Below are 25,427 nucleotides of genomic sequence, written 5' to 3' on the forward strand. Positions count from 1 at the left end.
GCGCTGTCAAGCCACGCCCCGCCCGGCGCCCTCGCTGCCATTTGTGCAACAAAGCCCCGTGAGCTGGTTGTTCAGCAGGAAGCCGCCGGCGCGGCCCGCGCCGGTGCCGACCATCAGCCGCGCGCCGAACTGCGCCTCGATCGAACTCGTCAGCGCGACCGCGCGTCCTGCGGCGTCGATCACAGAGATGTGGGTGGTGGCGGGCAGTTCCGGACTCGAGTCGGGCGCGAGCGCGGTGCGCTCGGCCGCGCTACCGGGCGTGCCGGCCGGGGCCCGGCCCATCGCCTTCTCGCCGATGAGTCGGGCGCGCTCGGCGAGATAGGCCGGCGCAAGCAGCGAGCGCCAGTCGCCGGCGGGCGCCGGCACGAAGTCGGGATCGGCCACGTAGAGCGCGCGGTCGGCGAAGGCGAGCCGGGCGGCCTCGCTGTAGTCGTGCAGCAGTTGCGGCGTCGGCAGGCCCGCTTGCAGCGCTTGCCCCGCGGGCCGGTGCGCGAGCAGGCCGAGGATCTGCCCGATCGCGATCGCGCCGGAGGAGGGCGGCGGCATGCCGCACAGCCGCCAGGCCTGCCAGTCATGGCACAGGGGCTCGCGCTCCAGCGGGCGGTAGCCGGCGAGGTCGGCGAGCGTCAGCGTCCCCGGATGGCGGGGGTGCTCCCGCACCGCGCGCACGATCGCCTGCGCCACCTCGCCCGTGTGCAGTGCGCTGCTGCCTTCGCGGGCGATGCGGCGCAGGATCGCGGCGAGCTCGGGGTTGCGCAGGCGCGTGCCCGCCGGCAGGGCGCTGCCGTCCGGGCGGTAGTAGAAGCGGCGCGCGAGCGGGTCCTGCCGCAGGTGGGGGTCGTCCTGCAGTTGCCGGTGCAGCCGCGGGCCGATCTCGAAGCCCTGCTCGGCCAGCCCGATCGCCGGCTCGAACAGGGCGCCCCAGGGCAGCCGGCCGTGCTGGCGGTGCGCGAGTTCGAGCATGCGCACGAGGCCGGGCACGCCGACCGAGCGGCCGCCGACCACTGCCTCGGCGAAGGGCAGCGGGCGGCCGGCGGCGTCCAGGAACAGGCGCTCGTCGGCCGCCGCCGGGGCGGTCTCGCGGCCGTCGTAGGCCTGCACCCGCCGTCCGTCCCAGTGCATCAGGAAGCCGCCGCCGCCGATGCCGCTCGACTGCGGCTCGACCAGCGCCAGCACCATCTGCGCGCCGATCGCCGCGTCGAGCGCGCTGCCGCCCGCGCGCAGCAGCCGCTCTCCCGCCTCCGCGGCGAGCGGGTGCGCCGCGGCCACGGCGTGGCGTGTCCCGCTCCAGCCGGCCTGCGCGACGGCGGCCGTCGCCAACTCGGGCTGGTCGGCGCGCAGCGCGGGCGGCGGGGCGAGGGGGGCGCAGGCGAGCAGCCCGAGCGCCAACGACGCGATCGCGAGCAGCCGCGTTGCGGCGCGGCCGTGGCCGCGGGGAGGCGAGGCAGGGAAGGCGTGCAGGGGCTTCATCGGCAGCGGCAGCATGCACATCGCGTGCCGGCTGCCGCCGGCGCTCGGCTCACTTCGGCGGCAGCCGGATCGCGCCGTCGAGGCGGATCACCTCGCCGTTGAGCATGTCGTTGGTGATGATCTGGTGCACGAGCTTCGCGTAGTCGGCCGGCGTGCCGAGCCGGCTCGGGAAGGGCACGCTCGCGGCGAGCGCATCCTGCACCTCCTGCGGCATGCCGAACAGCATCGGCGTGCCGAAGATGCCCGGCGCGATCGTCATGTTGCGGATGCCGTTGCGCGCTAGGTCGCGCGCGATCGGCAGCGTCATGCCGACCACGCCACCCTTGGACGCGGAGTAGGCAGCCTGGCCGATCTGCCCGTCGTAGGCGGCGACGCTCGCGGTCGAGATCAGCACGCCGCGCTCGCCGGTCGGCTCGGGCTCGTTGCGGCACATCGCCTCGGCGGCGAGGCGGATCATGTTGAAGGTGCCGATCAGGTTGACGGTCAGGACCTTGGTGTAGAGCGCGAGCGCATGCGCGCCGTCCTTGCCGACCGTTTTGGCTGCCGGCGCGATGCCGGCGCAGTTGACGAGGCCGACGAGCTTGCCGAGCTCGCAGGCGCGCGCGACCGCGGCGCGGCCGTCGTCCTCCGAGGACACGTCGCAGCGCACGAAGGCGCCGCCGAGCTCCGCCGCGAGCGCCTCGCCCTTCTCGGCCTGCAGGTCGGCCACGACGACCTTGCCGCCCTCGCGCGCGAGCATGCGCGCCGTGCCCTCGCCGAGCCCCGATGCGCCGCCGGTGACGATGAAGACCTTGCCCTGGATGTCCATGTCTTGTGCTCCTCTTAGGTGGTGTGTGGATCGTTCGTCTTGACGTTTACGTCAACGTCAATTCTCGGGCAAAAGAAAGCCGCTCGGCGAGCGGCTTGTCGTGTCGCGGGGACGAAGGGCTCAGGCGAGCGCCTCGAGCGCGCGCGCGGTGATCTCGTCGACGCTGCCCACGCCGCTGATCTTGCGGTAGCGCGGAGCCTGGGCGTCGCCGGTGGCGGCCCACTGCGAGTAGTAGTCGACGAGCGGGCGGGTCTGGCTCTGGTAGACCTGCAGGCGCTTGCGCACCGTCTCTTCCTTGTCGTCCTCGCGCTGGATCAGCTCCTCGCCCGTCACGTCGTCCCGGCCCTCGAGCTTCGGCGGGTTGTACTTGACGTGGTAGGTGCGGCCCGATGCCACGTGCACGCGGCGGCCGCTCATGCGCTCGATGATCGCCTCGTCCGGCACGTCGATCTCGAGCACCAGGTCGAGCTTGACGCCGGCGCTGCGCATGGCCTCGGCCTGCGGGATCGTGCGCGGGAAGCCGTCGAACAGGAAGCCCTGGGCACAGTCCGGCTGGGCGATGCGCTCCTTCACCAGCCCGATGATGATGTCGTCGCTGACGAGGCCGCCGGCGTCCATCACCTTCTTGGCCTCGACGCCCAGCGGGGTGCCGGCCTTCACGGCGGCACGCAGCATGTCACCGGTGGAGATCTGCGGAATGCCGTATTTCTGGCAGATGAAGGCTGCTTGCGTACCTTTACCGGCGCCGGGCGCGCCCAGGAGAATCAATCGCATGGAGTTCCTTATACAGATGGAGCACCGTGTCAGGGAGCTGTCTCAGACCGGCGTGTTTTTGTTACGGCCGAGGATAGCATGCAGTTTCCTCTCGTCAGCTTACGCCCCGCTGTGGAGCATGGCCCTCACGCGCTCGAGATCCTCCGGGGTATCGACGCCGGGGCCGGGCGCGTTCTGCGTGACATGCACCGCGATGCGTTCGCCGTGCCAGAGCACACGCAGCTGCTCGAGCGATTCGACCGTCTCGAGTGGGCTGGGCGGCAGCGTCGGGAAGCGGCGCAGGAAGCCCGCGTGATAGCCGTAGATGCCGATGTGTCGCAGCGGGGCCGGCGAGGGGAGGCTATGCACGCCGCCGGCGAAGCCGTCGCGCCACCAGGGCAGCGGTGCGCGCGAGAAGTACAGCGCCCGCGACGCGCCATCGAGGACGACCTTGACGACGTTCGGGTTGGTGAACTCCTCGACCTCCCGCAGCTCGTGCGCGGCCGTGCTCATGACGCAATCGTTGCTTAATTGCAACACTTCGGCACAGGCGTCGATCAGCGCCGGGTCGATCAAGGGCTCGTCGCCCTGCACGTTGACGACCAGGTCGCGGCCGTCGAGGCCGAGCTGCTCGCAGGCCTCGGCGAGCCGGTCGCTGCCGGTGGCATGGTCGGCACGCGTCAGCACCGCCTGCACGCCGTGCGCGGCGCAGGCCGCGACGATCTCCGCCTCGTCGGTGGCGACGACCACCGCACGGGCGGCGCTGCGCTGCGCACGCTCGGCGACGCGCACCACCATCGGCTTGCCGGCGAGGTCGGCCAGCGGCTTGCGGGGCAGCCGCGTCGAGGCGAGCCGCGCCGGGATCAGGACGGTGAAGCTCATGGCGCGGGCGGCAGCGACAGCGCCGGCTTCGGCTCCTCGGGCTCGGGAACGACCCGGGCCGCCGATTCGAGCATCACCGGGATGCCGTCGTGCACCGGGAAGGCGAGCCGGTCGGCGCGGCAGACCAGCTCCTGCGCGTCGCGGTGGTGTTCGAGCGGGCCCTTGCACACCGGGCAGACCAGCAATTCGAGCAAACGGGTATCCATGGGAGGGGTCCTGCGTGGGAAATCGGGGTGGCGGGAATCAGCGCCGGCGCAGCTTCTCGAGCCGGGAGTCGAGGGCGGCGAAGAAGCCGGGCTCGGGCTCGAAGTCTAGCGTCACGACCCGCACCGGCTCGTTGCCGGGGCCGGGGCGCAGCTTGACCGCATCCTTCTCCGTGACGAGCACGGCCTCGAAGTCCCGGCCGGCCCAGGGCAGCGCGGCGTAGCGGTGATGGTCCGGCAGCGGGCAGGGCTCGAACTCCAGGCCCTGCGCGGCGAGCATCGAGAAGAAGCGGCGCGGGTGCGCGATGCCTGCCGCCGCCATCAGTCGGCGCCCCCGCAGGTCCGCCAGCGGCATCCCGTCGGTGCGGCCTGCGCGCCAGTTGGCGAGCGGCACGGCCGGCCCCACTGCGCGGCAGGCCAGGAATCCCGGCCGGGGAGTGGAGGGGGCGGGCGCGTTGTAGAGCAGCAGGTCGGCACGCCGGCCGGCACTCTCGCGCAAGGGGCCCGCCGGCAGCGGCCAGCCGTTGCCGGCGCCGCGCTCGTCGAACACCAGCACCTCGAGGTCGCGCGCCAGGCGCAGGTGCTGCAGGCCGTCGTCGCAGACCAGCACGTCGATCTCCGGGTGCGCGGCGAGCAGCGCCCGCGCGGCGGCCACCCGGTCCCGTCCGACCTGCACCGGCACGCCGGTGCGCAGGGCCATCAGCACCGGCTCGTCGCCGCAGTCCGCCGGGTCGCTCGCGGCGCCGACCGGGCGCGTGCCTTCGGCCCGGCCGCCGTGCCCCCGCGAGACGATGCCCGGGTGCCAGCCCGTCCGGCGCAGATGCCTCACCAGGGCCATCGCCGTCGGCGTCTTGCCGGCGCCGCCGGCGATCACGTTGCCGACGACGACGACCGGCACCGGCAGGCGATGCCGCTTCAGCAGGCCTGCCCGGTAGAGCACGGTGCGCAGCGCGTGCAGCAGCCCGTAGACGCCTGCCACCGGCAGCAGCGCGACGGCCAGCGGGCCGCGTCGCAGCCAGGCGGCCTGCAGCCGCTGGGTCGGCGTCGGGCGGGGGGAGGGGGGGCTCAAGCGGGCGGGCGGCGAGGCTGTCGTCTCAGCGCCCGCCCTCGCCGCCCTGCGTCCGGGTCGCGAAGGTCAGCTGGCTGAGCCCGGCGCGGCGCGCGGCGTCCATCACGTTGATCACGCTCTGGTGGGCGGCCGTCGCGTCGGCGGAGATGATCACCATCATGTCGTTGTGGCCGTCGGCCGCAGCGGCCATCTCGCCGGCCAGCAACTCCACGTGGCGTCCGTCGACCGGCTTGCGGTTGACCGCGTACTGCCCCTCCGCCGACACCGACACGACGATCTCGCGCGGCCGGTTGCGCGCCGCGTCCGAGTCGGCCACCGGCAGGTTCACCTTCAGCTCCGTGAAGCGCGAGTAGGTCGTCGTCAGCATCAGGAAGATCAGGATCACCAGCAGCACGTCGATGAAGGGGATCAGGTTGATCTCCGGCTCGTCGACCGGCCGCTTGCGGAAGTTCATCGCCATCGCGCGCGCCTCAACGGACGTGGGTGTAGCGCAGCAGGTGCGACGCCATCCGCTCGGCCGCCTGCTCGAGGTCGAGCGTGAAGCTCTCGATGCGGCGGCGGAAGTAGCGGTGGAAGGTCAGCGCCGGGATCGCGACGATCAGCCCGAAGGCGGTGTTGTAGAGCGCGACCGAGATGCCGTGGGCGAGCTGCTGCGGATCGCCCGCGACGCCGGGCGTGCCGACTCCGCCACCGTGCGCGTTGAAGATCTCGATCATGCCGACGACGGTGCCGAGCAGGCCCAGCAGCGGTGCGACGGCAGCGATGGTGCCCAGCGCGTTGAGGTAGCGCTCCATGCGGTGCACGGCGCTGCGGCCCGCGGATTCGAAGGCGCCGCGCAGCTTGTCCTCGCTGAGACCCGGCTCGGCGAGCAGGGCGCGCATGCCGGAGGCGAGCACGTCGCCCATCAGCGAGTTCTGCGCGAGCTTGTTCACGACGTCCGGCGAGGGCAGGCCGGTGCGTGTCACCGTCACCACCTCCTCGACGAGGTTGGGGGGCGCCACGCGCACCGCGCGCAGGCTGGCGAAGCGCTCGATCACGAGGGCCAGCGCAGCCACCGAACACAGAATCAGCGGCCAGATCGGCCAGCCAGCGGCTTGTATGATCGAAAGCAAATCCGGTCCTCGAGAGCGTTCAAGACAGCCGCGCATTATCGCCGCAAGCACGGGCACGGGAACTGCCGCACCCCGCTTCCTCGACACAAGTTCACGCTTGCCCGGGGGCGCGCGACCGGTGGCTTCGTGCCGGCTTGTCAAGCCCCCACTCATCCACTTTTCCTGTGGATAACTTTGTGGGTAAACCCCCCTCGACTGCCCGCGAAGCCCCATTTCATGCGGCTTTGAACATTTTGCCGCAAACTTAAGCATCAAAAAGCAGTGACAAATCAAGCACTTGCACCGCATTACGAGAGCGTGACAGCAGCACTCGCACGCAAGTCCCGGATGCGCCGGCTTGTGGAGTTCTCGCCTCGGACGGGCATGCTCCCTGCCCCGGGAGCGCGCTGATGGGCCCCCTTGGCTCGAGGGGCGAAGCCGTCCCGGGACAGGGACGGCTGGTTTGGTCTGTGTCCGCCTTGCTGCAGGCGGTGGCCGATGCGCTGGCCGCCCGCTTCGCCGCCTGCACGGTGCGCGGCGAGCTGTCGAGCTTCACGCGGGCGCCGAGCGGGCACTGCTATTTCGCGCTGAAGGACGACGAGGCCGCCGAGCCCGCCCTGATCCGCGGCGCGATGTTCCGCCGCGCGGCCTCGCTGCTGGACTTCCAGCCCCGCGAGGGCATGCTCGTCGAGGTGCGCGGCCGCCTGACCGTCTACAACGCACGGGGCGACCTGCAACTGGTGGCGGAGGCGATGCGGCCGGCCGGGCAGGGCGCCTTGTTCGAGCAGTTCCTGCGCCTGAAGGCGCGGCTGGAGGCGGAGGGGCTGTTCGATCCGGGGCGCAAGCGGCGGCTGCCGGCGTTTCCGCGGCGTCTCGGGATCGTGACCTCCTTGCACGCGGCGGCGCTGCACGACGTGCTGACCGCGCTCGCGCGCCGCGCGCCGCATGTCGGCGTGGTGGTCTATCCCTCGCTGGTGCAGGGGCCGGAGGCGCCGGAGGCGCTGGTGCGGGCGCTGCGCTTGGCGGGCGAGCGGGCCGAGGTCGACGCGCTGATCCTGTGCCGCGGTGGCGGCTCGCTCGAGGACCTGTGGGCCTTCAACGACGAGCGCGTGGCGCGCGCGGTGGCCGCCTGCCCGCTGCCCGTGGTCTGCGGGGTCGGGCACGAGACCGACTTCAGCATCTGCGACTTCGTGGCCGACCTGCGCGCACCGACGCCGACTGCCGCCGCCGAACTGTCGGCGCCTCGTCGGGACGACAGCCTCGCGGCGCTGGGCGCGGTGGCGCAGGCGATGCAGCGCGGCGTCCAGCGCCGGCTCGACCGGGACGCGCAGCGGCTGGACCAGCTGTCGCTGAGGCTGTCGCGCCCGTCGCAACGCGTGCAGGCCCTGCGGGGGCGCCTGAGCCTGCTCGAGCAGCGGCTCGCCGCCTCGGTGCGCCAGCGCCAGGCGCTCGCGGCTCAGCGGCTGAGACAGGCGGGGGAACGGCTGCAGCGCGCGGCGCCGGCCCGCTGCCGCGAGGAGGCCCGGCGGCTGCAGGCCCTGGAGTCGCGGCTGACGAGCGTCAACCCGGCCCGGGTGCTGCAGCGCGGTTATGCCTACCTGGAAGATCCCGCGGGTCGCGGCCTGTCATCCGTCAAGGGGCTGCAACCCGGCCAGTCGCTGGTCGCGGTGCTGGCCGACGGGCGCCTGCAGGCGACGGTCGACGCGGTGGAGACCCCGCCGGCACCGCTGGCGCCGCCAGCAGAAATGTGAAGCTCTGCCTAAAATCGCCGCGGCCTACGATGCGCACCTTGAAAGGAATCGACACGATGGAACATACCCTGCCCCCGCTGCCCTATGCGATGGACGCACTCGCGCCCCACATGAGCAAGGAAACCTTCGAGTACCACTACGGCAAGCATCACAACGCTTACGTGGTGAACCTCAACAACCTCATCAAGGGCACCGAGTTCGAATCGCTCGGCCTGGAGGACATCATCAAGAAGTCCAGCGGCGGCGTTTTCAACAACGCGGCGCAGGTGTGGAATCACACCTTCTTCTGGAACTGCATGAAGCCCAACGGCGGCGGCGAGCCCAAGGGGGCGCTGGCCGACGCGATCAACGCCAAGTTCGGCAGCTACGCGGCCTTCAAGGAAGCCTTCTCGAAGTCGGCCGTCGGCAACTTCGGCTCCGGCTGGACCTGGCTGGTCAAGAAGTCGGACGGCTCGGTGGACATCGTCAACACCAGCAACGCCGCCACGCCGCTGACCACCGCCGACAAGCCCCTGCTGACGGTGGACGTGTGGGAGCACGCGTACTACGTGGACTACCGCAACCTGCGCCCGAAGTTCGTCGAGACCTTCCTGAACAATCTGGTCAACTGGGAATTCGCGGAAGCGAATTTCGCCTGAGCGGTTTTTCCGCCCGAACCGAAAAGCCGGCCCGCGAGGGCCGGCTTTTTTCTTTTCCTGCTGATCGTGCCGGCGGGTCCTAGCGGGCCGGCGTGAAACCGGGCCCGCTCAGGCGGCTGCCTTCGCGGATGCCGCGCCGTTCGAACCAGCCCTTGTTCATTTCCAGCGCGAGCCGCACCGGTGCCTTGGAGCAGTGGGAATCCAGGCTCTGCGGCTTCATGTCGGCCACGTTCACCACCGTCCCGTCGTCCGCCAGGAAGGCGATCGACAAGGGCAGCAGCGTGTTCTTCATCCAGAAGCACTGCGTCGCCGGTTGTTCGAAGACGAACAGCATCCCGTGGTTGGCCGGCATTTCCTTGCGATGCATGAGCCCGATCGCGCGCTCCTCGGGCGTGCGCGCCACCTCCGCCTCGATGACGTGGAGCCCGGCATTCAGCTTCACGGTGGGCAGCTTCTGGGCCGCGTCCTGGGCAAGAGTCGGCAGCCCGCACAGCGAGAGCGCCGCGCTCAGGACCGCAAACGCGGCGGTCTTGACATATGTCATGGCCTGGGTCGGAGGCATTTCGTAGATTCACACTCGGCAAGGGTTGAGATGACTGTGCTTCGCACGGCGCCCGTTTGCCGTACCGCCCCGGGCGGCTCCTGCTGATGCACCCTGCTGAAACATTGTCGCCGAGCCCGGCCGGCGTGGGCGGCGCGTTGCCATCTCCCGGCGACGCCGCCGTTCTCGACGATCCGGCCGAACTCGATACCTTCACCCGCTGGAGTGAAGGCGAGGGCGGTGCGCGCACGGGCGACTCGGTGTTCGCGATCGAGGGCATGTACTGCGCGGCCTGCTCGATCACGATCGAGCAGGCGCTGCAGGGACTGCCGGGCGTGCTGTCGGCCGAGGTGCTGCCGGCCACGAGGCGGGCCCATGTCCGCTGGGACCCGCGGCGCACCCGGGCCTCGGCCCTGGTCGAGGCGGTCGAGAAGGCCGGCTACCGGGCCTATCCGGCGCTGTCGGTGCAGGCCGAGGCGGCGCGGCGCGCGGAGCAGCGCCGCTCGCTGTGGCGCCTCTTCGTCGCGGGCTTCTGCATGATGCAGGTGATGATGTACGCGGTGCCGACCTACTACTCGACGCCGGGCGACATGACGGGCGACATCTGGCAGCTGCTGCAATGGGCGAGCTGGCTGCTGTCGATCCCGGTGGTGCTGTTCGCCGCCGGCCCGTTCTTCAAGGGGGCCCTGGCCCATCTCCGGGCGCGCCGCATCGGCATGGACGTGCCGGTGAGCATCGGCATCGTCGTCACCTTCGTCGCCAGCACCGGCGCCACCTTCGACCCGGGCGGCATCTTCGGTCACGAGGTCTATTTCGACTCGCTGACGATGTTCGTGTTCTTCCTGCTGTGCGGCCGGCACCTGGAGCTGAAGGCGCGCGGCAGGGCCGCGGGGGCGCTCGAGGGCCTGATGCGGCGTCTGCCCGAGACGGTCGACCGGCTGCGCGAGGACGGCACGGTCGAGGCCGTGTCGCTGCGGCGGCTGAGCGTGGGCGACCGGGTGCGCGTGCGTGCCGGCCAGGCCTTCCCGGCCGACGGCACGCTGCTCGAGGGCAGCGCGCAGGTGGACGAGGCCCTGCTGACCGGCGAGTCCCGGTCGGTGCTGCGCTCGCCGGGCCACGCGGTGGTCGCCGGCAGCTTCAATCTCTCTGCGCCGGTGGTGATGCGGGTCGACAGGGTCGGCGACGACACCCGCTACGCACGCATCGTCAGCCTGATGGAGCGGGCCTCGCTCGACCGGCCCGAGCTCGCCCGGCTGGCCGACCGGGTCGCCGTGCCCTTCCTGTGGGGCGTGCTGATCGCGGCGGCCGGCTCGGCGCTCGCCTGGAGCTTCATCGATCCGTCGCGCAGCGTGTGGGTGGCGGTCGCGGTGCTGATCGTCACCTGCCCCTGCGCCATCTCGCTCGCCACGCCCTCGGCGTTGCTGGCGGCCACCGGTACGCTGGCGCGGCGGGGCATCCTGGTGCAGCGGCTCCAGGCGCTGGAGGCGCTCGCGCAGGCCGACCTGTTCGTCTTCGACAAGACCGGCACCGTGACCCAGGACCGGCTCGCGCTGGCGGAGGTGGAGCCGGTGGCCGGCTGGTCCCGCGAGGCGGTGCTGGCCCATGCCGGCTCGCTGGCGGCGCTGTCGCTGCATCCGGTGTCGCGCGCCCTGCGCGAGGCCGCACCTTCGGGCGCCGCCGCCGCCTGGAGCGAGGTGCGGGAAGTGGCCGGCCAGGGGCTCGAGGGCCGCGACGCGCAAGGACGCCTGTGGCAGCTGGGCAAGCCCGTGGACGGACATCGCCGGATGCAGGCCGATGCGCCGCAAGCCTGGTTGAGCTGCGACGGCGTGACGGTGGCGCGTTTCGGCTTCGTCGAGAGCCTGAGGCCGGATGCCCGCGCGGCACTGGCGGCGCTGCAGGCCCAGGGCGTGAAGGTCAAGCTGCTGTCGGGCGACCGGCCGGCCGCGGCCCGCGTGGTGGGGGACGAGCTCGGCGTGCAGGACGTGCAGGCTGGCGCCAGTCCGGAGGACAAGCTCGCGGCGGTCACGCTGGCTCAGCAGGCGGGCCTGCGGGTGGTGATGGTGGGCGACGGGCTCAACGACGGGCCGGTGCTCGCCAAGGCCGACGTGTCGTTCGCGATGGGGCAGGGCGCGCCGCTGACCCAGGCGCGCTCCGACTTCACGGTGCTGAGCGGCCGGCTCGGCGACATCGTCGAGGCGCGCGCGCTGGCCGTGCGCACGCTGCGCATCATCCGGCAGAACCTCGCCTGGTCGGCCCTCTACAACGCGGTGTCGATCCCGCTCGCGCTCGTCGGCTGGATGCCGCCCTGGCTGGCGGGGCTGGGCATGGCGGGCAGCTCGCTGTTCGTCGTGCTCAACGCCACCCGGCTCGCCCGCTCCGGCGGCGCGGATCGCGAGGCGTCGCGAGACCTTCCCGGCGATGCAAGCCGCCCCCAACCCGCCTGAACACGACGATGGACATTCTCTACCTGCTGATTCCGCTGTCGGTGGTGCTGGTGTTCCTGATCATCGGCCTGTTCTGGTGGGCACTCCATTCCGGCCAGTTCGAGAACATCGAGAGGGAGGGCGAGCGCATCCTGCTCGACGACCTGCCGCCCTCCGGGTCTCCCCGTATAGACCTACGGGTTTCCCCATCCGTTGACACGCCTCAAGTGGGTCTTCGGTAGCCGCCCGAATAATTCCGACGTCATTTCAAGACCTTATTTTGGAGAGAGGTGCCATGAGTTCGACATCAACGTTCGCAGCCGCGCGGGCTGCGAACTACAACGACACGGTCGTGCGCCAGTTCGCGGTGATGGCCGTGATCTGGGGCGTGATCGGCATGCTGGTCGGCGTCGTGGTCGCCGCTCAGCTGGCCTTCCCCGAGCTGATCAACGGCATCCCCTGGCTGAGCTACGGGCGCCTGCGTCCGCTGCACACCAACGCGGTGATCTTCGCGTTCGGCGGCTGCGCACTGTTCGCGACCAGCTACTACGTGGTCCAGCGGACCTGCCAGGTGCGCCTCATCTCCGACAAGCTCGCTGCCTTCACCTTCTGGGGTTGGCAAGCCGTCATCCTGTCCGCAGTCGTTTCGCTGCCGCTGGGCTTCACCAGCGGCAAGGAATACGCCGAGCTGGAGTGGCCGATCGACATCCTGATCGCCGCGGTGTGGGTTGCCTATGCGGTGGTGTTCTTCGGCACCGTCGGCATCCGCAAGGTGCGCCACATCTACGTCGCGAACTGGTTCTACGGCGCCTTCATCCTGGCCGTCGCGCTGCTGCACATCGTCAACAGCGCGGCCGTGCCGGTCAGCGGCCTCAAGAGCTACTCCGCCTACGCTGGCGTGCAGGACGCCATGGTGCAGTGGTGGTACGGCCACAACGCGGTGGGCTTCTTCCTGACCGCAGGCTTCCTCGGGATGATGTACTACTTCGTTCCGAAGCAGGCCGAGCGCCCGGTGTACTCGTACCGCCTGTCGATCGTGCACTTCTGGGCTCTGATCTTCACCTACATGTGGGCGGGTCCGCACCACCTGCACTACACCGCGCTGCCCGACTGGACGCAGAGCGTGGGCATGCTGTTCTCGCTGATCCTGCTCGCGCCGAGCTGGGGCGGCATGATCAACGGCATCATGACGCTGTCCGGTGCCTGGCACAAGCTGCGTGACGACCCGATCCTGAAGTTCCTGATCGTGTCGCTGTCGTTCTACGGCATGAGCACCTTCGAGGGCCCGATGATGGCCATCAAGACCGTCAACGCGCTGTCGCACTACACCGACTGGACCGTCGGCCACGTGCACTCCGGCGCGCTGGGCTGGGTGGGCCTGATCTCGATGGGCTCGCTCTACTACCTGCTGCCGCGCCTGTTCGGCCAGAAGACGATGTACAGCGTCAAGGCCATCGAACTCCACTTCTGGGTCGCCACCATCGGCATCGTGCTCTACATCGCCGCGATGTGGATCGCCGGAGTGATGCAGGGCCTGATGTGGCGCGCGGTCAACGCCGACGGCACCCTCGCCTACAGCTTCGTCGAGAGCGTGAAGGCCTCCTATCCGTTCTACGTGATCCGCCTGGCCGGTGGCGCCCTCTACCTGACCGGCATGGTGATCATGGCCTGGAACATGGTGATGACGGCGATGCGGGGCAAGCCGGCGGCCGCCGCCATCCCGGCTGCTGCAGCCCACGCCTGAAGCCCCTGCAGTTGAAAGGAATCCGACATGGCTGAGCAAAAGAAGTCCGGTGGTTTCTCGCACGAGACCATCGAGACCAACAACTTCCTGATGATCGCCCTGATCCTGGTGGTCATCCTCTTCGGCGGTCTGGTGGAAATCGTGCCGCTGTTCTTCCAGAAGTCGACGACCGAGGCGGTGACGGGCCTCAAGCCCTACAGCGCGCTGCAGCTCGCCGGGCGTGACGTCTACATCCGCGAAGGCTGCTACAACTGCCACTCGCAGATGATCCGTCCCTTCCGCGCCGAGACGCTGCGCTACGGCCACTACTCGGTGGCTGGCGAGTTCGTCTACGACCACCCCTTCCAGTGGGGCTCCAAGCGCACGGGTCCGGACCTGCACCGCGTCGGCGGCAAGTACAGCGACGAATGGCATCGCATCCACCTGATCAACCCGCGTGATCTGGTGCCCGAGTCGAACATGCCTTCGTATCCCTGGCTGGTCAACGCCGCGCTCAACCCGGCCGAGATCGCGCCGAAGATGGCCGCGCTGCGCAAGGTGGGCGTCCCCTACACCGACGAGGAGATCGCCAAGGCCGCCGACGAGGTCAAGGGCAAGACCGAGATGGAGGCCGTGATCGCCTACCTGCAGGTGCTCGGCACCGCAGTGAAGTAAGGAGCGCTCGTCATGGACGTCAACGACTTCCGCTCCATCGTCACGGTGCTCGCGCTGCTGTGCTTCCTGGGCATCTGCGCCTGGGCCTACTCACGGCGGAATCAAGGCAATTTCGAGGAAGCGGCCCAGTTGCCCTTCCAGTCTGAATAAGAAGGAGGAGGAGGAACCATGAGTGACTTCTTCAGCAGCGGGTGGGCGATCTTCATCGCCGCCATCACCATCGCCGGCATGGCGTTCTGCGTGTTCGTGCTGGTCGTCGCCAGCCGCCGCACGGTCATGTCCGCCGAGGACAACACCACCGGGCACGTCTGGGACGGCAACCTGCAGGAACTGAACAACCCGCTGCCGCGCTGGTGGATGTGGCTGTTCATCATCACGATCGTGTTCTCCGCGGTCTACCTCGTCCTGTATCCCGGCCTGGGCGTCTATCAAGGCAAGTGGGGCTGGTCGCAGGTCGGCCAGTACAACGCCGAAGTCGAGAAGGCAAAGGTCCAGCTGGAGCCGCTGTACGCCCAGTTCACGTCCAAGGACGCCGCGCAACTCGCCCTGGACTCCCAGGCGATGGGTATCGGCGAGCGGCTGTTCGTCAACAACTGCGCGCAGTGCCACGGCTCCGATGCACGCGGCAGCAAGGGCTTCCCGAACCTGACCGACGGCGACTGGCTCTACGGCGGCGAGCACGAGACCATCAAGCAGACGATCGCGAACGGCCGCACCGGCGTGATGCCCCCGATGGCGGCGGCCGTCGGCTCGGCCGAGGACGTGCGCAACCTCGCCCACTACGTGCTGAGCCTCTCGGGCAGCGCGCACAACTCGATCGCGGCGCAACTCGGCAAGCCGAAGTTCGCGGCGTGCGCGGCATGCCACGGCGCCGACGGCAAGGGCAACCAGGCGATGGGGGCCCCCAACCTCACCGACAAGGTGTGGCTGCACGGCTGGGGCGAGCAGGCCATCGTGAGCGTCATCACGAACGGCAAGAACAACATGATGCCCGCGCATGCGCACAAGCTGACCGAGCCGCAGATCCACGTGCTCGCGGCCTATGTGTGGAACCTGTCCAACACGACGCAGACTGCCCAGGCCGGCTCCTCCAAGTGAGCAGCGGGGCGGCGACACGCCGCCCCTGTATCCCTGGGGGCCTGATCTCCGTATCCGGTGTTCCTCAGCGGCGATCACAGCATGAATTCACCCGGCCCCCGACTGTCCGACTCGCCCCCTCCTGCGCCTGATGCGGGAGAGGGCGTCAGGACGGTCTCGCTCTACCAGGCCCAGCCCAGGATCTACGCCCGGGCCGTCTCCGGCTGGTTCACCCGCTGGCGCTGGGCCCTGGTGTGGCTCACCCAGCTGGTTTTCTACGGGCTGCCCTGGCTCGAATGGAACGGCCGGCAGGCCGTGCTGTTCGACCTCGGGGCGCGCCGCTTCTATATCTTCAATCTCGTCCTGTACCCGCAGGACTTCATCTACCTGACGGGCCTGTTGGTGCTGTCGGCACTCGGCCTGTTCTTCTTCACGGCAGTGGCGGGGCGACTGTGGTGCGGCTACGCCTGCCCGCAGACCGTCTACACCGAAATCTATGGCTGGGTCGAGCGCAGGATCGAAGGGGATCGTGCGGCACGCATGAAACTCGACCAGCGCCGCTGGGACCTCGACAAGCTCCTGCGCAAGGGCGCCAAGCAGCTGGTCTGGATCCTGATCGGCCTGTGGACCGGCTTCACCTTCGTCGGCTACTTCACCCCGATCCATACCCTCGCCGCCGAAGCGCTGGGTCTCGGCTTCGGTCCCTGGGAGACCTTCTGGGTGCTGTTCTACGGCTTCGCCACCTACGGCAATGCCGGCTACCTGCGGGAGCAGGTCTGCAAGTACATGTGTCCCTACGCGCGCTTCCAGAGCGCGATGTTCGACAAGGACACGATGATCATCACCTATGACGAAGCCCGGGGGGAGCCGCGGGGTTCGCGCAGCCGCAAGGCCGACCCGAAGCAGCTCGGGCTCGGCGCCTGCATCGACTGCACCTTGTGCGTGCAGGTCTGCCCGACCGGCATCGACATCCGCAAGGGCCTGCAGTACGAGTGCATCGGGTGCGCCGCCTGCATCGACGTCTGCGACGGCGTGATGGACAAGATGGGCTACGCGCGCGGGCTCGTCAGGTACTCCACCCAGAACGGACTGGCGCAGGGCTGGAGCCGCGGGCAGATGTTCCGACGGGCGCTGCGCCCCCGCGTGCTGATCTACGGCGCGATCCTCGTGCTGATCTCGGCGGCGTTCGTGGTCAGCGTCGCGCAGCGCAGCCCCTTCAAGGTGGACGTCATCCGCGACCGCAGCACCCTTGCGAGAATCGTCGAGGAGGGGCGGATCGAGAACGTCTATCAACTCCAGATCATGAACACGACCGAGGCCGTCCAGCGCTATCGCATCGACGTCGCCGGCATCCCCGGGCTGAAGGTCGCGGATGCCGAGGTCGTCGAAGTCGGCCCCGCCGGCGCACGCCGGGTGCCGGTGCGCGTGCAACTGTCTGCCGAGGCGGCTGCACCGCTGGCCGGCAGCACCCATCCGATCCGCTTCGAGATCGAACGCCGTGCCGAGGGCGATACGCCCTCGCACCGCGTGATCGAGAAGTCCACCTTCCTGGTGCCGCGATGACGGCACCGCACACCAAGGAGCAGTACCTCATGAATGCCGCAAAGAATCGTTCCGAATCGGATCCCAAGTCCGGACCGTGGTGGCGCGAGCCGATGATGTGGCTCGTGCTGGGCGGCCCGTCGCTGGTCATCGTGGCGGGGGTGGCGACCACCGTGATCGCCATCCGGCAGCCGGATCCCGTGGTCGCGGAGGACTACTACCGCCGCGGCCTGGAGATCAACAAGACCCTGGCGGAACGGCAGGCGGCTGCCGCGCCGCCGGAAGCGCTCCGTCCCGCATTGCAGGCGCGCAACCACTCCGCGACGCCGGCCGAATCCCGCTGAGCGGGATTCCCTGGCGGGCAGGAGCGGCTCCCTTGGGTCAGCCGGGGAGCTCGAAGGCCTCGCGCAGTGACAGCAGCCGGCCGGTGTCGCGCGCGTCGTAGCCGGCCAGCGCGGCGATCGCCGCGCGCAGCGCCGGGGACTGCATCAGCGCGAGCGCCGGCTGCAGTTGCGGCCGTCCGAGCGCGGCGGCCGGCAGTGCGAGGAAATAGCGCTCGCGCAGCAGCGGGATGAAGTGCAGCCCGAAGCGCGTCGCGGCGGTCTGCACGCCGATGCCGGCGTCGGCCATGCCGCTGGCGATGTAGGCCGCCACCGCCGCATGGGTCAGCTCGGTGTCGTCGTAGCCCGCCACCTGCTGGGGCGACAGGCCCTGGCGCGCCAGCAGCAGCTCGGTCAGCACGCGCGTGCCGGAGCCTTCGGGCCGGTTGACGAAGCGCACGTCGGCGCGCGCCAGGTCCGCCAGCGAGCGGATGCGCTTCGGGTTGCCGCGCGCCACGAAGAGGCCCTGCGTGCGGTGCGCAAGGTGCAGCAGCCGGTGCTCGGCCGGCTTGAGCCAGCGCAGGTAGCGGGCGAGCGCCGGCGTCTCGAGCTCGCCGCTCGGCACGTGGAAGCCGGCGAGGTCGCATTCGCCGCGCGCCAGGGCCGCGACCGACTCCAGGCTGTTGCGGTAGCGCAGCTCGACCGTGGTGCCCCCGGCTTCCAGCTGCTCGACCAGTGCCGCGACCGCGAAGCCGTGGCTCGCGTCGAGCCGCAGCACCGCGCGCGCGTCCTCCAGCACCAGCGTGCGTTCGAGCTCGCCCTCCAGCTCGGACGCGAGCGACTCCAGCAGCGGGGACAGCCGCGCGGCGATGCGCCGGTCGGCCCAGATCAGCTTCAGCCCGACCTCCGTCAGCGTCGAGCCGCGCCCGCGGCCGGCGTCGATCAGCGGCCGCCCGAACAGCGCCTCGGCCTGCTTCACCTGGCCCCAGGCGTGCCGGTAGGACCAGCCGACGCTGCGCGCCGCCTGCGCCAGCGAGCCGGTGTCCTGCACCGCGGCGAGCAGCACGAGCAGGCCGGTCGTGTCGACCGCGTTCTCGCGCTCGGGAACGAGTTCCCAGTGGGGGCGTATCGTGATGCGCAGCATGGTGTCCTTCTCTTTCCCGTGCATAGGCAGGGCAGGGCCGAATATGCGCAGTTCTGCATATTTCCCTGCGGCATTGTCGTTACGCTTCTCCGACATCACAAGCCTGCAGGAGACACCCAATATGCATGCGAAAGCCGATTTGAAGCCCGCAGCCGGAGTGGCGCGATGAACACCGCGGTGATCCCGCTGCAGGTGCTGGACGCCGCGCTGCGCGAGCGCAAGCGCCGCCAGCCGAAGGGCCGGCAGGTCGAGCCGGCGACGCTCGGGGAGGTGCGCGAGACGCTCGGCGACGCCCCGCTGCGGCGTGACCTGCTGATCGAGCACCTGCACGCGCTCAACGACCGCTTCGGCCGGCTCACGACCGCGCACCTCGCGGCGCTGGCGCAGCTGATGTCCCTGTCGCAGGCCGAGGTCCACGAGGTGGCGAGCTTCTACCACCACTTCGACGTGGTGCGCGAGAACGCCGAGGGTGGCTTCGACGCGCCGCCGCGGCTGACGGTGCGCGTCTGCGGCAGCCTGTCCTGCGAGATGGCGGGCGCGAAGGCGCTGATGGAGAAGCTGCCGGCGCTGCTCGGTGCCGACGTGCGCGTGCTCGAGGCCCCCTGCGTCGGGCGCTGCGAGCAGGCGCCGGTCGCGGTGGTGCATCAGCGACCGGTGCCGAACGCGACGCCCGAGGCGGTCGCGGCCTGCGTCGCGGCGGGGCAGGTCGACGACGGGATCCCGGAGGCCGTCGACCTCGACGCCTACCGTGCCGCGGGCGGCTACCGCACGCTGGCCGAGTGCCTGCGGGGCGCACGGCCGGTCGAGGCAGTGCTGCGCACGATGGAGGACTCGGGCCTGCGCGGCCTCGGCGGCGCCGGTTTCCCGTCGGGGCGCAAGTGGCGCCTGGTGCGCGCGGAGCCCGCGCCACGGCTGATGGCGGTGAACATCGACGAGGGCGAGCCCGGCACCTTCAAGGACCGGCATTACCTCGAGCGCGATCCGCACCGCTTCCTCGAGGGCATGCTGATCGCGGCCTGGGCGGTCGGCGTGGACGCGATCTGGATCTACCTGCGCGACGAGTACCACGGCTGCCGCGCGCTGCTGCAGCGCGAGCTCGCGCGGCTGCAGGCCGAGCCGCCCGCGGGCATGACGCTGCCGAGGATCGAGCTGCGCCGCGGCGCCGGCGCCTACATCTGCGGCGAGGAGTCCGCGATGATCGAGTCGATCGAGGGCAAGCGCGGCATGCCGCGCTTGCGGCCGCCCTACGTGGCGCAGGTCGGCCTGTTCGGCCGGCCGACGCTCGCGCACAACTTCGAGACGTTGTACTGGGTGCGCGACATCCTCGAGCGCGGCCACGAGTGGCTGGCCGCGCAGGGCCGCAACGGGCGCAAGGGCCTGCGATCGTTCTCGGTGTCGGGCCGGGTGAAGAAGCCGGGCGTGCACTTGGCGCCGGCCGGCATCACCTTGCGCGAGCTCGTCGACGAGTACGCCGGCGGCATGCTCGACGGCCACGAGCTCTATGCCTACCTGCCGGGCGGCGCGTCGGGCGGGATCCTGCCGGCGAGCCTCGCCGACACGCCGCTGGACTTCGACACGCTGCAGTTCCACGGCTGCTTCATCGGCTCCGCGGCGGTGATGGTGCTTTCCAGCAGCGACACGCATTGCGACCGCGCGGTCGACGCCGCGCGCAACATGATGCGCTTCTTCGAGGACGAGTCCTGCGGCCAGTGCACGCCCTGCCGCGTCGGCACCGCGAAGGCGAGGGCGCTTGTCGAGCGCGAGAGCTGGGACACCGGGCTGCTTGCCGAGCTGTCGCAGGTGATGCGCGATGCGTCGATCTGCGGCCTCGGTCAGGCCGCGCCGAACCCGGTCGATTGCGTCATCCGTTACTTCCCGCAGGAGCTGGGCCTCGCATGAACGCCGTCCTTTCCCCCCGAATCGAAGCGATCGACTTCACGCTCGACGGCCAGCCCGTGCAGGCCGAGGCCGGCGAGAGCATCCTGGAAGCGGCGCAGCGCCACGGCGTCGAGATCCCGCACCTGTGCCACGGCGACGGGCTGACGCCCGCCGGCAACTGCCGCGCCTGCGTGGTCGAGATCGCCGGCGAGCGCACGCTCGCGCCCTCGTGCTGCCGCAAGCCCTCGCCGGGCATGCAGGTGCAGAGCGCGAGCCCGCGGGCGCGCAGCGCGCAGAAGATGGTGCTCGAGCTGCTGCAGTCCGACGTGCCCCCGGCCGCGCGCCGTGCCGACAGCGAGTTGCAGCAGTGGGTCGAGCGACTGGACGTGGGCGAGCCGCGCTTCGAGGCGCGCGTGCAGCCGGCGACTGACCTGTCGCACCCCGCGATCGCGGTGAACCTCGCGGCCTGCATCCAGTGCACGCGCTGCGTGCGCGCCTGCCGCGACGAGCAGGTCAACGACGTGATCGGCCTGGCCTACCGGGGCGCGCACGAGAAGATCGTGTTCGACATGGACGACGCGATGGGCGCATCGACCTGCGTCGCCTGCGGCGAGTGCGTGCAGGCCTGCCCGACGGGCGCGCTGTCGCCGGCGTCCGCGACCGCGGCACGCTCGCCTGCGGGGCGGGCGGCCGGCGCATTTCCGGCGCCGCTCGAGAGGGTGCTCGCGCCGGTCGTGGCGCTGAGCACGCCGGTCGTCGAGCCCGACCGCAAGGTGGAGTCGGTCTGCCCCTATTGCGGCGTCGGCTGCCAGCTCACCTTCCATGTCAAGGACGAACGCATCGTGCAGGTCGAGGGCCGCGACGGCCCGGCCAACCACGGGCGGCTGTGCGTGAAGGGCCGCTTCGGCTTCGACTACATCCACAACCCGCAGCGCCTCACCAAACCGCTGATCCGCCGCGCCGACGCGCCGCCGAAGCGCGCTGACCTGCCGCTCGATCCCGCCCGCTGGCACGAGACCTTCCGCGAGGCGAGCTGGGAGGAGGCGCTCGACCTGGCGGCAGGCCGGCTGCGCGCGATCCGCGACACGCACGGCGGCCGCGCGCTGGTCGGCTTCGGCTCGGCCAAGGGAAGCAACGAGGAGGCCTACCTGTTCCAGAAGCTCGTGCGCACCGGCTTCGGCTCGAACAACGTCGACCACTGCACGCGGCTGTGCCATGCCTCGTCGGTCGCGGCGCTGCTGGAGGGCATCGGCTCCGGCGCGGTGTCGAACCCGGTGATGGACGTGCTCAAGGCCGAGGTGGTGATCGTGATCGGCGCGAACCCGAGCGTGAACCACCCGGTCGCGTCGAGCTGGATCAAGAACGCGGTGAAGCGGGGCACGAAGCTCGTCGTCTGCGATCCGCGCCGCACCGACCTGTCGCGGCTGGCGTGGAAGCACCTCGCCTTCAAGCCCGACACCGACGTCGCGATGCTCAACGCGATGATGCACGTGATCGTCCACGAGGGGCTGATCGACCCGGCCTTCATCGAGAGCCGCACGATCGGCTTCGAGGAGCTGGAGGCCAATGTCGCCGCGTACAGCCCCGAGGCGATGGCGCCGCTCTGCGGCATCGACGCCGACACGCTGCGCGAGGTCGCGCGTGCCTACGCCACCTCGAAGGGCTCGATGATCCTGTGGGGCATGGGCGTGAGCCAGCACGTGCACGGCACCGACAACGCGCGCTGCCTGATCGCGCTGGCGCTGATGACCGGGCAGATCGGCCGCCCCGGCACCGGGCTGCACCCGCTGCGCGGCCAGAACAACGTGCAGGGCGCGTCCGACGCGGGCCTGATCCCGATGATGTACCCCGACTACCAGCGCGTGGACGCGCCCGGGGCGAAGGAGAAGTTCGAGCGGTTCTGGGGCGCCGCGCTCGACGACAAGCCCGGCCTGACCGTGGTCGAGGTGATGGACGCGGCGCTCGCGCGCGAGGTGCGCGGGCTCTACATCATGGGCGAGAACCCGGCGATGTCCGACCCCGACGCGAACCACGCCCGCGAGGCGCTGGCCGCGCTCGACGTCCTCGTCGTGCAGGACATCTTCCTGACCGAGACCGCGGCGCTGGCCGACGTGGTGCTGCCCGCGAGCGCCTTCCCCGAGAAGACCGGCAGCTTCACGAACACCGACCGGCTGGTGCAGCTCGGCCGCCAGGCGGTGCCGCCGCCGGGCGACGCGCGCCAGGACCTGTGGATCATCCAGCAGATGGCGCAGCGGCTCGGGCTCGCCTGGGACTACCCGGACGTCGGCGCAGTGTTTGACGAGATGCGGCGCAGCATGCCGAGCATCGCCGGCATCAGCTGGGAGCGGCTGCAGCGCGAGGATGCGGTGACCTATCCCTGCCCCGAGGAGGGCGCGCCGGGCCAGCCGGTGGTGTTCACCGAGTCATTCCCGACCGCCACGGGCCGCGCGCGCTTCGTGCCGGCCGACGTGATTCCCGCGAACGAGCGGCCCGACGCCGAGTTCCCGCTGGTGCTGATCACCGGGCGGCAGCTGGAGCACTGGCACACCGGCAGCATGACGCGGCGTGCCAGCGTGCTCGACGCGCTCGAGCCCGATCCGGTCGCCTTCGTGCACCCGCTGGACCTCGAGGCGCTGGGCGCGCAGCCGGGCGAGCTGATCACGCTCGCGTCGCGCCGCGGGCAGGTGACGCTCTACGCGCGCGCCGACGACAGCTCGCCGCGCGGCGCGATCTTCGTGCCCTTCTGCTACCGCGAGTCGGCGATCAACAAGCTCACCAACCCGGCGCTCGACCCCTTCGGCAAGATCCCGGAGTTCAAGTACTGCGCGATCCGCGCCTGGCGTGGCGGCGAGCTGCCGCAGCGGGAGGAGGCGGCGCCGGCCTGAGCCGCCGGCGCGGCCGGCTCAGCGCCCGGGCCGCAGCCGGGCGCCGCCGAGCATCAGCAGCACGCCGGCGAGCACCACGCCGGCCGCGAGCCACTCGTAGGCGCTGATGCGCTCGCCGGCCACCGCGACGCCGAGCAGCATCGCGATCACCGGGTTGACGAAGGTGTAGCTCGACGCGAGCCCGGTGCTCGCCCGCGCCAGCAGCACCATGTAGGCGTTGAAGGCGACGAGCGAGCCGAACACGACGAGGTAGGACCACGCGGCGACCGCGAGCGGCTGCGGCGGCCACTGCGGCCGCTCGCCGGTCAGCAGCGCGAGCGCGAGCAGCAGCGCGCCGCCGCAGATCATCTCGCTGGCGAAGCCCATCGCTCCGGGCGCGAGCGGCAGCCGCCGCTGGCTCAGCACGCTGCCGAGCGACCAGGTGAGGCAGGCGATCGCGATCGCCGCGAGGCCCTGCGGCGAGGACTGGAAACCGCTGCCCTGCGTCAGCATCAGCACACCGGCGAGCCCGACGCCGATGCCGGCGAGCTCGTGCCGGGCGGGGTAGACGCGCCACAGCAGGTTCAGCGCCGCGATCATCAGCGGCACCACCGCGATGAAGGCCACCACCAGCCCCGAGCCGACCGTCTGCTCCGCGACCGCGGTGCCGCCCATGCCGCCGCCGAGCATCAGCGCGCCCACCACCGCCGCGTTGCGCCACTGGCGCGCGTCGGGCAGCGGCGCGCCGCGCCAGCGCATCCACACGAACAGCAGCAGGCCGGCGACGAGGAAGCGGCTGCCCATCTGGAAAAAGGGCGGGAAGCTCGGCAGCGCGTACTTGATCGCGAGATAGGTCGAGCCCCAGATCAGCCAGGTGGCGGCGAGGCAGGCGAGGATCAGCGGCGGCAGGCCGGGGCCGCGCGACGCGGCGGAGACGGGGGAGGCGAGTTCCATGCCGGAAATCGTATGAAAGCCGCTCGCAGCGGTGAATGGCGTTTCGAAGGAAGACGCGGCCTCTCTCCTTGAAAATCAAGGAGGGAAAGGAGTTTTGCCGTGAACCTTGAATTCGACATACATGATTGCCGCATCCTCGCCGAGCTTCAGGCCGACGCACGCATCTCGATGGCCGAGCTCGGCCGCCGGGTGCACCTGAGCCAGCCGGCGGTGACCGAGCGCGTGCGGCGGCTCGAGGCCGCCGGCGTGATCACCGGCTACCGTGCGGTGGTCGATCCCGCGCGGCTCGGTTACGCGATCCGCGCCGTGGTGCGGGTGGGACGCTGCGAGCAGTCGCGCATGCTGCGCGCGCTGGAGGACACGCCCGAGGTGCTGAGCGCCTACAACGTCACTGGCGAGGACAGCTGGGTGCTGGAGATCGCGGTGCGCGACGTCGGCCACCTCGACGCGGTGCTGCAGAAGTACTGCATGCTGTCGGTCACCTCGACCGCAATCGTGCTGCGCGTGGTGCGCGAGCGCCAGCCACTGAAGCCGGCGCGCGGCTGAGGCGCCGCGCGCCCGCGCGGGCACGGCGCGTGCAGGCAGGGAGCGGCCTAAGATTCCCCGAGCCCTTCACTCCGACGCACAGCCTGCCCATGCACCCGGACACCTACCCCCGCCTGGTCGGCGACGTCGGCGGCACCCATGCCCGCTTCGGCTGGCTGGCGGCCCCCGACGCGCCGATCTCCGACATGGCGACTTATCCGAACGCGGCGCATGCCGGCCTGCTCGACGCGATGCGCCACTACCTCGCGCAGCATGCCAAGCCGCAGCCGGCGTGGTGCGCGATCGGCATTGCCAACCCGGTGAGCGGCGACCATGTGCAGATGACCAACCTGTCCTGGTCCTTCTCGATCCGGGAGCTGAGGGAGGCACTGGGCCTCGAGCGCCTGCTCGTGCTCAACGACTTCACCGCGCTGGCGCTGTCGCTGCCGGGGCTGGGTCCGGGCGAGCTGCGCGCGATCGGCGGCGGCGAGGCACGGGCCGGCGCGCCGAAGGCGCTGCTCGGCCCTGGCACGGGCCTGGGCGTCTCGGGGCTGCTGCCGGTGCCGGGCGGGCACTGGGTGGCGATCAACGGCGAGGGCGGGCATGCGACGCTTGCGGCCGGCGACGACTTCGAGGCCGAGGTGATCGCGGTGCTGCGCCGGCGCTTCGAGCATGTCTCCGCCGAGCGGGCCTTGTCCGGGCCGGGGCTCGAGAATCTCTACGAGGCGGTCTGCACGCTGGCCGGGCGACCCGCCGCCGTGCTCGGCGCGCCGGCGATCGCGCAGGCAGCGCTCGGCGGTGGCGATGCCGACTGCGTCGCCGCGCTCGAACTCTTCTGCGCGCTGCTCGGCTCGGTGGCCGGCAACCTGGCGCTCGCGCTCGGCGCGCACGGTGGCGTCTACATCGGCGGCGGCATCGTGCCGCGCCTGGGCGACTGGTTCGCGCGCTCGCGCTTTCGCGAGTGCTTCGTCGCCAAGGGGCGCTTCCGCGGCTACCTCGACGCGATGCCGACCTGGGTCATCACCGCGGAGAATCCGGCGCTGCTCGGCGCAGCCCGGGCGCTCGACGGCCCGGGCTGAGCGGGGGGAGAGGTCGC

24 protein-coding genes and 1 pseudogene are annotated in these 25,427 nt (G+C 70.7%); 14 read left to right on the forward strand and 11 right to left on the reverse strand.

Annotated elements, in window-relative coordinates; translation table 11 throughout:
- Positions 1–6 precede the first annotated feature (6 nt).
- The 8 genes from D3A59_RS17435 to D3A59_RS17470 form a co-directional block, all read right to left on the reverse strand.
- Complete coding sequence (locus tag D3A59_RS17435) at positions 7–1,485, reverse strand: gamma-glutamyltransferase family protein (protein ID WP_336470422.1); 1,479 nt, start codon at positions 1,483–1,485, stop codon at positions 7–9.
- A 34-nt stretch (positions 1,486–1,519) separates the two neighbouring features.
- Positions 1,520–2,278 (reverse strand): 3-hydroxyacyl-CoA dehydrogenase, encoded by a 759-nt coding sequence (locus D3A59_RS17440; RefSeq protein ID WP_119156562.1) that lies wholly within the window; start codon positions 2,276–2,278, stop codon positions 1,520–1,522.
- 120 nt (positions 2,279–2,398) lie between these two features.
- Positions 2,399–3,052, reverse strand: coding sequence for an adenylate kinase (gene adk, locus D3A59_RS17445; protein WP_119156563.1), 654 nt, complete (start codon positions 3,050–3,052; stop codon positions 2,399–2,401).
- A 99-nt stretch (positions 3,053–3,151) separates the two neighbouring features.
- A complete protein-coding gene (gene kdsB / locus D3A59_RS17450; protein WP_119156565.1) occupies positions 3,152–3,913 on the reverse strand; it encodes a 3-deoxy-manno-octulosonate cytidylyltransferase in 762 nt (253 codons plus the stop codon).
- Positions 3,910–4,119, reverse strand: coding sequence for a Trm112 family protein (locus D3A59_RS17455; RefSeq protein ID WP_119156567.1), 210 nt, complete (start codon positions 4,117–4,119; stop codon positions 3,910–3,912). The genes kdsB and D3A59_RS17455 overlap by 4 nt, the downstream gene beginning before the upstream one ends.
- A 37-nt stretch (positions 4,120–4,156) precedes the next feature.
- Positions 4,157–5,185, reverse strand: a complete 1,029-nt coding sequence (lpxK, locus tag D3A59_RS17460; RefSeq protein ID WP_119156569.1) for a tetraacyldisaccharide 4'-kinase — start codon at positions 5,183–5,185, stop codon at positions 4,157–4,159.
- Positions 5,186–5,210: 25 nt separating this feature from the next.
- Complete coding sequence (locus tag D3A59_RS17465) at positions 5,211–5,639, reverse strand: ExbD/TolR family protein (RefSeq protein ID WP_119156659.1); 429 nt, start codon at positions 5,637–5,639, stop codon at positions 5,211–5,213.
- A 16-nt stretch (positions 5,640–5,655) separates the two neighbouring features.
- Entirely contained in the window at positions 5,656–6,297 is a 642-nt protein-coding gene (locus D3A59_RS17470; protein WP_119156571.1) for a MotA/TolQ/ExbB proton channel family protein, read from the reverse strand.
- A gap of 389 nt (positions 6,298–6,686) precedes the next feature.
- Here D3A59_RS17470 and xseA point away from each other — a divergent pair, with 389 nt between their 5' ends.
- Positions 6,687–8,027 carry an exodeoxyribonuclease VII large subunit gene (xseA, locus tag D3A59_RS17475; protein WP_119156572.1) on the forward strand — a complete coding sequence of 447 codons (1,341 nt, stop codon included), beginning with the start codon at positions 6,687–6,689 and terminating at the stop codon, positions 8,025–8,027.
- Between the two features lie 56 nt (positions 8,028–8,083).
- Entirely contained in the window at positions 8,084–8,665 is a 582-nt protein-coding gene (locus D3A59_RS17480) for a superoxide dismutase (protein WP_119156574.1), read from the forward strand.
- A gap of 79 nt (positions 8,666–8,744) precedes the next feature.
- On the opposite strand, the gene D3A59_RS17485 is transcribed toward D3A59_RS17480, so the two are convergent.
- Positions 8,745–9,227, reverse strand: a complete 483-nt coding sequence (locus D3A59_RS17485) for a DUF192 domain-containing protein (RefSeq protein ID WP_119156576.1) — start codon at positions 9,225–9,227, stop codon at positions 8,745–8,747.
- An 86-nt stretch (positions 9,228–9,313) separates the two neighbouring features.
- Between D3A59_RS17485 and D3A59_RS17490 the strand changes: the two genes are divergently transcribed.
- The 8 genes and pseudogenes from D3A59_RS17490 to D3A59_RS17525 all read left to right on the forward strand — a co-directional run bounded on the left by D3A59_RS17490 (position 9,314) and on the right by D3A59_RS17525 (position 16,990).
- On the forward strand, positions 9,314–11,650 hold the full coding sequence (locus D3A59_RS17490) for a heavy metal translocating P-type ATPase (RefSeq protein WP_119156660.1): 2,337 nt from the start codon (positions 9,314–9,316) through the stop codon (positions 11,648–11,650).
- 8 nt (positions 11,651–11,658) lie between these two features.
- Positions 11,659–11,793 (forward strand): annotated as a pseudogene (gene ccoS, locus D3A59_RS26430) (cbb3-type cytochrome oxidase assembly protein CcoS); the annotation flags it as partial.
- 131 nt (positions 11,794–11,924) lie between these two features.
- A complete protein-coding gene (ccoN, locus tag D3A59_RS17500; RefSeq protein ID WP_119156580.1) occupies positions 11,925–13,373 on the forward strand; it encodes a cytochrome-c oxidase, cbb3-type subunit I in 1,449 nt (482 codons plus the stop codon).
- A 27-nt stretch (positions 13,374–13,400) separates the two neighbouring features.
- A complete protein-coding gene (ccoO, locus tag D3A59_RS17505; RefSeq protein WP_119156582.1) occupies positions 13,401–14,027 on the forward strand; it encodes a cytochrome-c oxidase, cbb3-type subunit II in 627 nt (208 codons plus the stop codon).
- A 12-nt stretch (positions 14,028–14,039) separates the two neighbouring features.
- Positions 14,040–14,177: a cbb3-type cytochrome oxidase subunit 3 gene (locus D3A59_RS17510; RefSeq protein ID WP_119156584.1), complete on the forward strand. Its 138-nt coding sequence runs from the start codon at positions 14,040–14,042 to the stop codon at positions 14,175–14,177.
- A gap of 18 nt (positions 14,178–14,195) precedes the next feature.
- Positions 14,196–15,125 (forward strand): cytochrome-c oxidase, cbb3-type subunit III, encoded by a 930-nt coding sequence (gene ccoP, locus D3A59_RS17515; protein WP_119156586.1) that lies wholly within the window; start codon positions 14,196–14,198, stop codon positions 15,123–15,125.
- Positions 15,126–15,206: 81 nt separating this feature from the next.
- A complete protein-coding gene (gene ccoG, locus D3A59_RS17520) occupies positions 15,207–16,667 on the forward strand; it encodes a cytochrome c oxidase accessory protein CcoG (protein WP_119156588.1) in 1,461 nt (486 codons plus the stop codon).
- A 29-nt stretch (positions 16,668–16,696) separates the two neighbouring features.
- The gene (locus D3A59_RS17525; RefSeq protein ID WP_119156661.1) at positions 16,697–16,990 is read left to right on the forward strand and encodes a FixH family protein; all 294 of its coding nucleotides are present in this window, start codon (positions 16,697–16,699) and stop codon (positions 16,988–16,990) included.
- Positions 16,991–17,027: 37 nt separating this feature from the next.
- Here D3A59_RS17525 and D3A59_RS17530 read toward each other — a convergent pair whose 3' ends face one another.
- Positions 17,028–18,110 (reverse strand): substrate-binding domain-containing protein, encoded by a 1,083-nt coding sequence (locus tag D3A59_RS17530; protein ID WP_119156590.1) that lies wholly within the window; start codon positions 18,108–18,110, stop codon positions 17,028–17,030.
- Between the two features lie 165 nt (positions 18,111–18,275).
- Here D3A59_RS17530 and D3A59_RS17535 point away from each other — a divergent pair, with 165 nt between their 5' ends.
- Positions 18,276–20,009: an NADH-ubiquinone oxidoreductase-F iron-sulfur binding region domain-containing protein gene (locus D3A59_RS17535; protein WP_119156592.1), complete on the forward strand. Its 1,734-nt coding sequence runs from the start codon at positions 18,276–18,278 to the stop codon at positions 20,007–20,009.
- Positions 20,006–22,873 (forward strand): formate dehydrogenase subunit alpha, encoded by a 2,868-nt coding sequence (fdhF, locus tag D3A59_RS17540; protein ID WP_119156600.1) that lies wholly within the window; start codon positions 20,006–20,008, stop codon positions 22,871–22,873. The genes D3A59_RS17535 and fdhF overlap by 4 nt, the downstream gene beginning before the upstream one ends.
- An 18-nt stretch (positions 22,874–22,891) precedes the next feature.
- Here fdhF and yedA read toward each other — a convergent pair whose 3' ends face one another.
- The gene (yedA, locus tag D3A59_RS17545) at positions 22,892–23,806 is read right to left on the reverse strand and encodes a drug/metabolite exporter YedA (protein WP_119156602.1); all 915 of its coding nucleotides are present in this window, start codon (positions 23,804–23,806) and stop codon (positions 22,892–22,894) included.
- Positions 23,807–23,905: 99 nt separating this feature from the next.
- On the opposite strand from yedA, the gene D3A59_RS17550 reads away from it, so the two are divergent.
- Together D3A59_RS17550 and D3A59_RS17555 are read left to right on the forward strand one after the other, a co-directional pair.
- Positions 23,906–24,352: an Lrp/AsnC family transcriptional regulator gene (locus D3A59_RS17550; protein ID WP_272868077.1), complete on the forward strand. Its 447-nt coding sequence runs from the start codon at positions 23,906–23,908 to the stop codon at positions 24,350–24,352.
- 89 nt (positions 24,353–24,441) lie between these two features.
- Complete coding sequence (locus D3A59_RS17555; protein WP_119156603.1) at positions 24,442–25,410, forward strand: glucokinase; 969 nt, start codon at positions 24,442–24,444, stop codon at positions 25,408–25,410.
- Positions 25,411–25,427: the final 17 nt, after the last annotated feature.

Source organism: Caldimonas tepidiphila (assembly GCF_003569765.1).
Lineage (GTDB): Bacteria > Pseudomonadota > Gammaproteobacteria > Burkholderiales > Burkholderiaceae_C > Caldimonas > Caldimonas tepidiphila.

Excerpts from the sequence above, each read along its gene's own strand:
- D3A59_RS17525 (WP_119156661.1), top strand. The coding sequence starts at position 16,697 with ATGAATGCCGCAAAGAATCGTTCCGAATCGGATCCCAAGTCCGGACCG.
- ccoO (WP_119156582.1), top strand. The coding sequence starts at position 13,401 with ATGGCTGAGCAAAAGAAGTCCGGTGGTTTCTCGCACGAGACCATCGAG.
- D3A59_RS17510 (WP_119156584.1), top strand. The coding sequence starts at position 14,040 with ATGGACGTCAACGACTTCCGCTCCATCGTCACGGTGCTCGCGCTGCTG.
- yedA (WP_119156602.1), bottom strand. The coding sequence starts at position 23,806 with ATGGAACTCGCCTCCCCCGTCTCCGCCGCGTCGCGCGGCCCCGGCCTG.
- D3A59_RS17435 (WP_336470422.1), bottom strand. The coding sequence starts at position 1,485 with ATGCTGCCGCTGCCGATGAAGCCCCTGCACGCCTTCCCTGCCTCGCCT.
- adk (WP_119156563.1), bottom strand. The coding sequence starts at position 3,052 with ATGCGATTGATTCTCCTGGGCGCGCCCGGCGCCGGTAAAGGTACGCAA.
- D3A59_RS17440 (WP_119156562.1), bottom strand. The coding sequence starts at position 2,278 with ATGGACATCCAGGGCAAGGTCTTCATCGTCACCGGCGGCGCATCGGGG.
- ccoG (WP_119156588.1), top strand. The coding sequence starts at position 15,207 with ATGAATTCACCCGGCCCCCGACTGTCCGACTCGCCCCCTCCTGCGCCT.
- D3A59_RS17485 (WP_119156576.1), bottom strand. The coding sequence starts at position 9,227 with ATGCCTCCGACCCAGGCCATGACATATGTCAAGACCGCCGCGTTTGCG.
- D3A59_RS17555 (WP_119156603.1), top strand. The coding sequence starts at position 24,442 with ATGCACCCGGACACCTACCCCCGCCTGGTCGGCGACGTCGGCGGCACC.
- D3A59_RS17455 (WP_119156567.1), bottom strand. The coding sequence starts at position 4,119 with ATGGATACCCGTTTGCTCGAATTGCTGGTCTGCCCGGTGTGCAAGGGC.
- D3A59_RS17480 (WP_119156574.1), top strand. The coding sequence starts at position 8,084 with ATGGAACATACCCTGCCCCCGCTGCCCTATGCGATGGACGCACTCGCG.
- ccoN (WP_119156580.1), top strand. The coding sequence starts at position 11,925 with ATGAGTTCGACATCAACGTTCGCAGCCGCGCGGGCTGCGAACTACAAC.
- xseA (WP_119156572.1), top strand. The coding sequence starts at position 6,687 with ATGGGCCCCCTTGGCTCGAGGGGCGAAGCCGTCCCGGGACAGGGACGG.
- fdhF (WP_119156600.1), top strand. The coding sequence starts at position 20,006 with ATGAACGCCGTCCTTTCCCCCCGAATCGAAGCGATCGACTTCACGCTC.
- kdsB (WP_119156565.1), bottom strand. The coding sequence starts at position 3,913 with ATGAGCTTCACCGTCCTGATCCCGGCGCGGCTCGCCTCGACGCGGCTG.
- D3A59_RS17465 (WP_119156659.1), bottom strand. The coding sequence starts at position 5,639 with ATGAACTTCCGCAAGCGGCCGGTCGACGAGCCGGAGATCAACCTGATC.
- D3A59_RS17535 (WP_119156592.1), top strand. The coding sequence starts at position 18,276 with ATGAACACCGCGGTGATCCCGCTGCAGGTGCTGGACGCCGCGCTGCGC.
- D3A59_RS17530 (WP_119156590.1), bottom strand. The coding sequence starts at position 18,110 with ATGCTGCGCATCACGATACGCCCCCACTGGGAACTCGTTCCCGAGCGC.
- ccoP (WP_119156586.1), top strand. The coding sequence starts at position 14,196 with ATGAGTGACTTCTTCAGCAGCGGGTGGGCGATCTTCATCGCCGCCATC.
- D3A59_RS17490 (WP_119156660.1), top strand. The coding sequence starts at position 9,314 with ATGCACCCTGCTGAAACATTGTCGCCGAGCCCGGCCGGCGTGGGCGGC.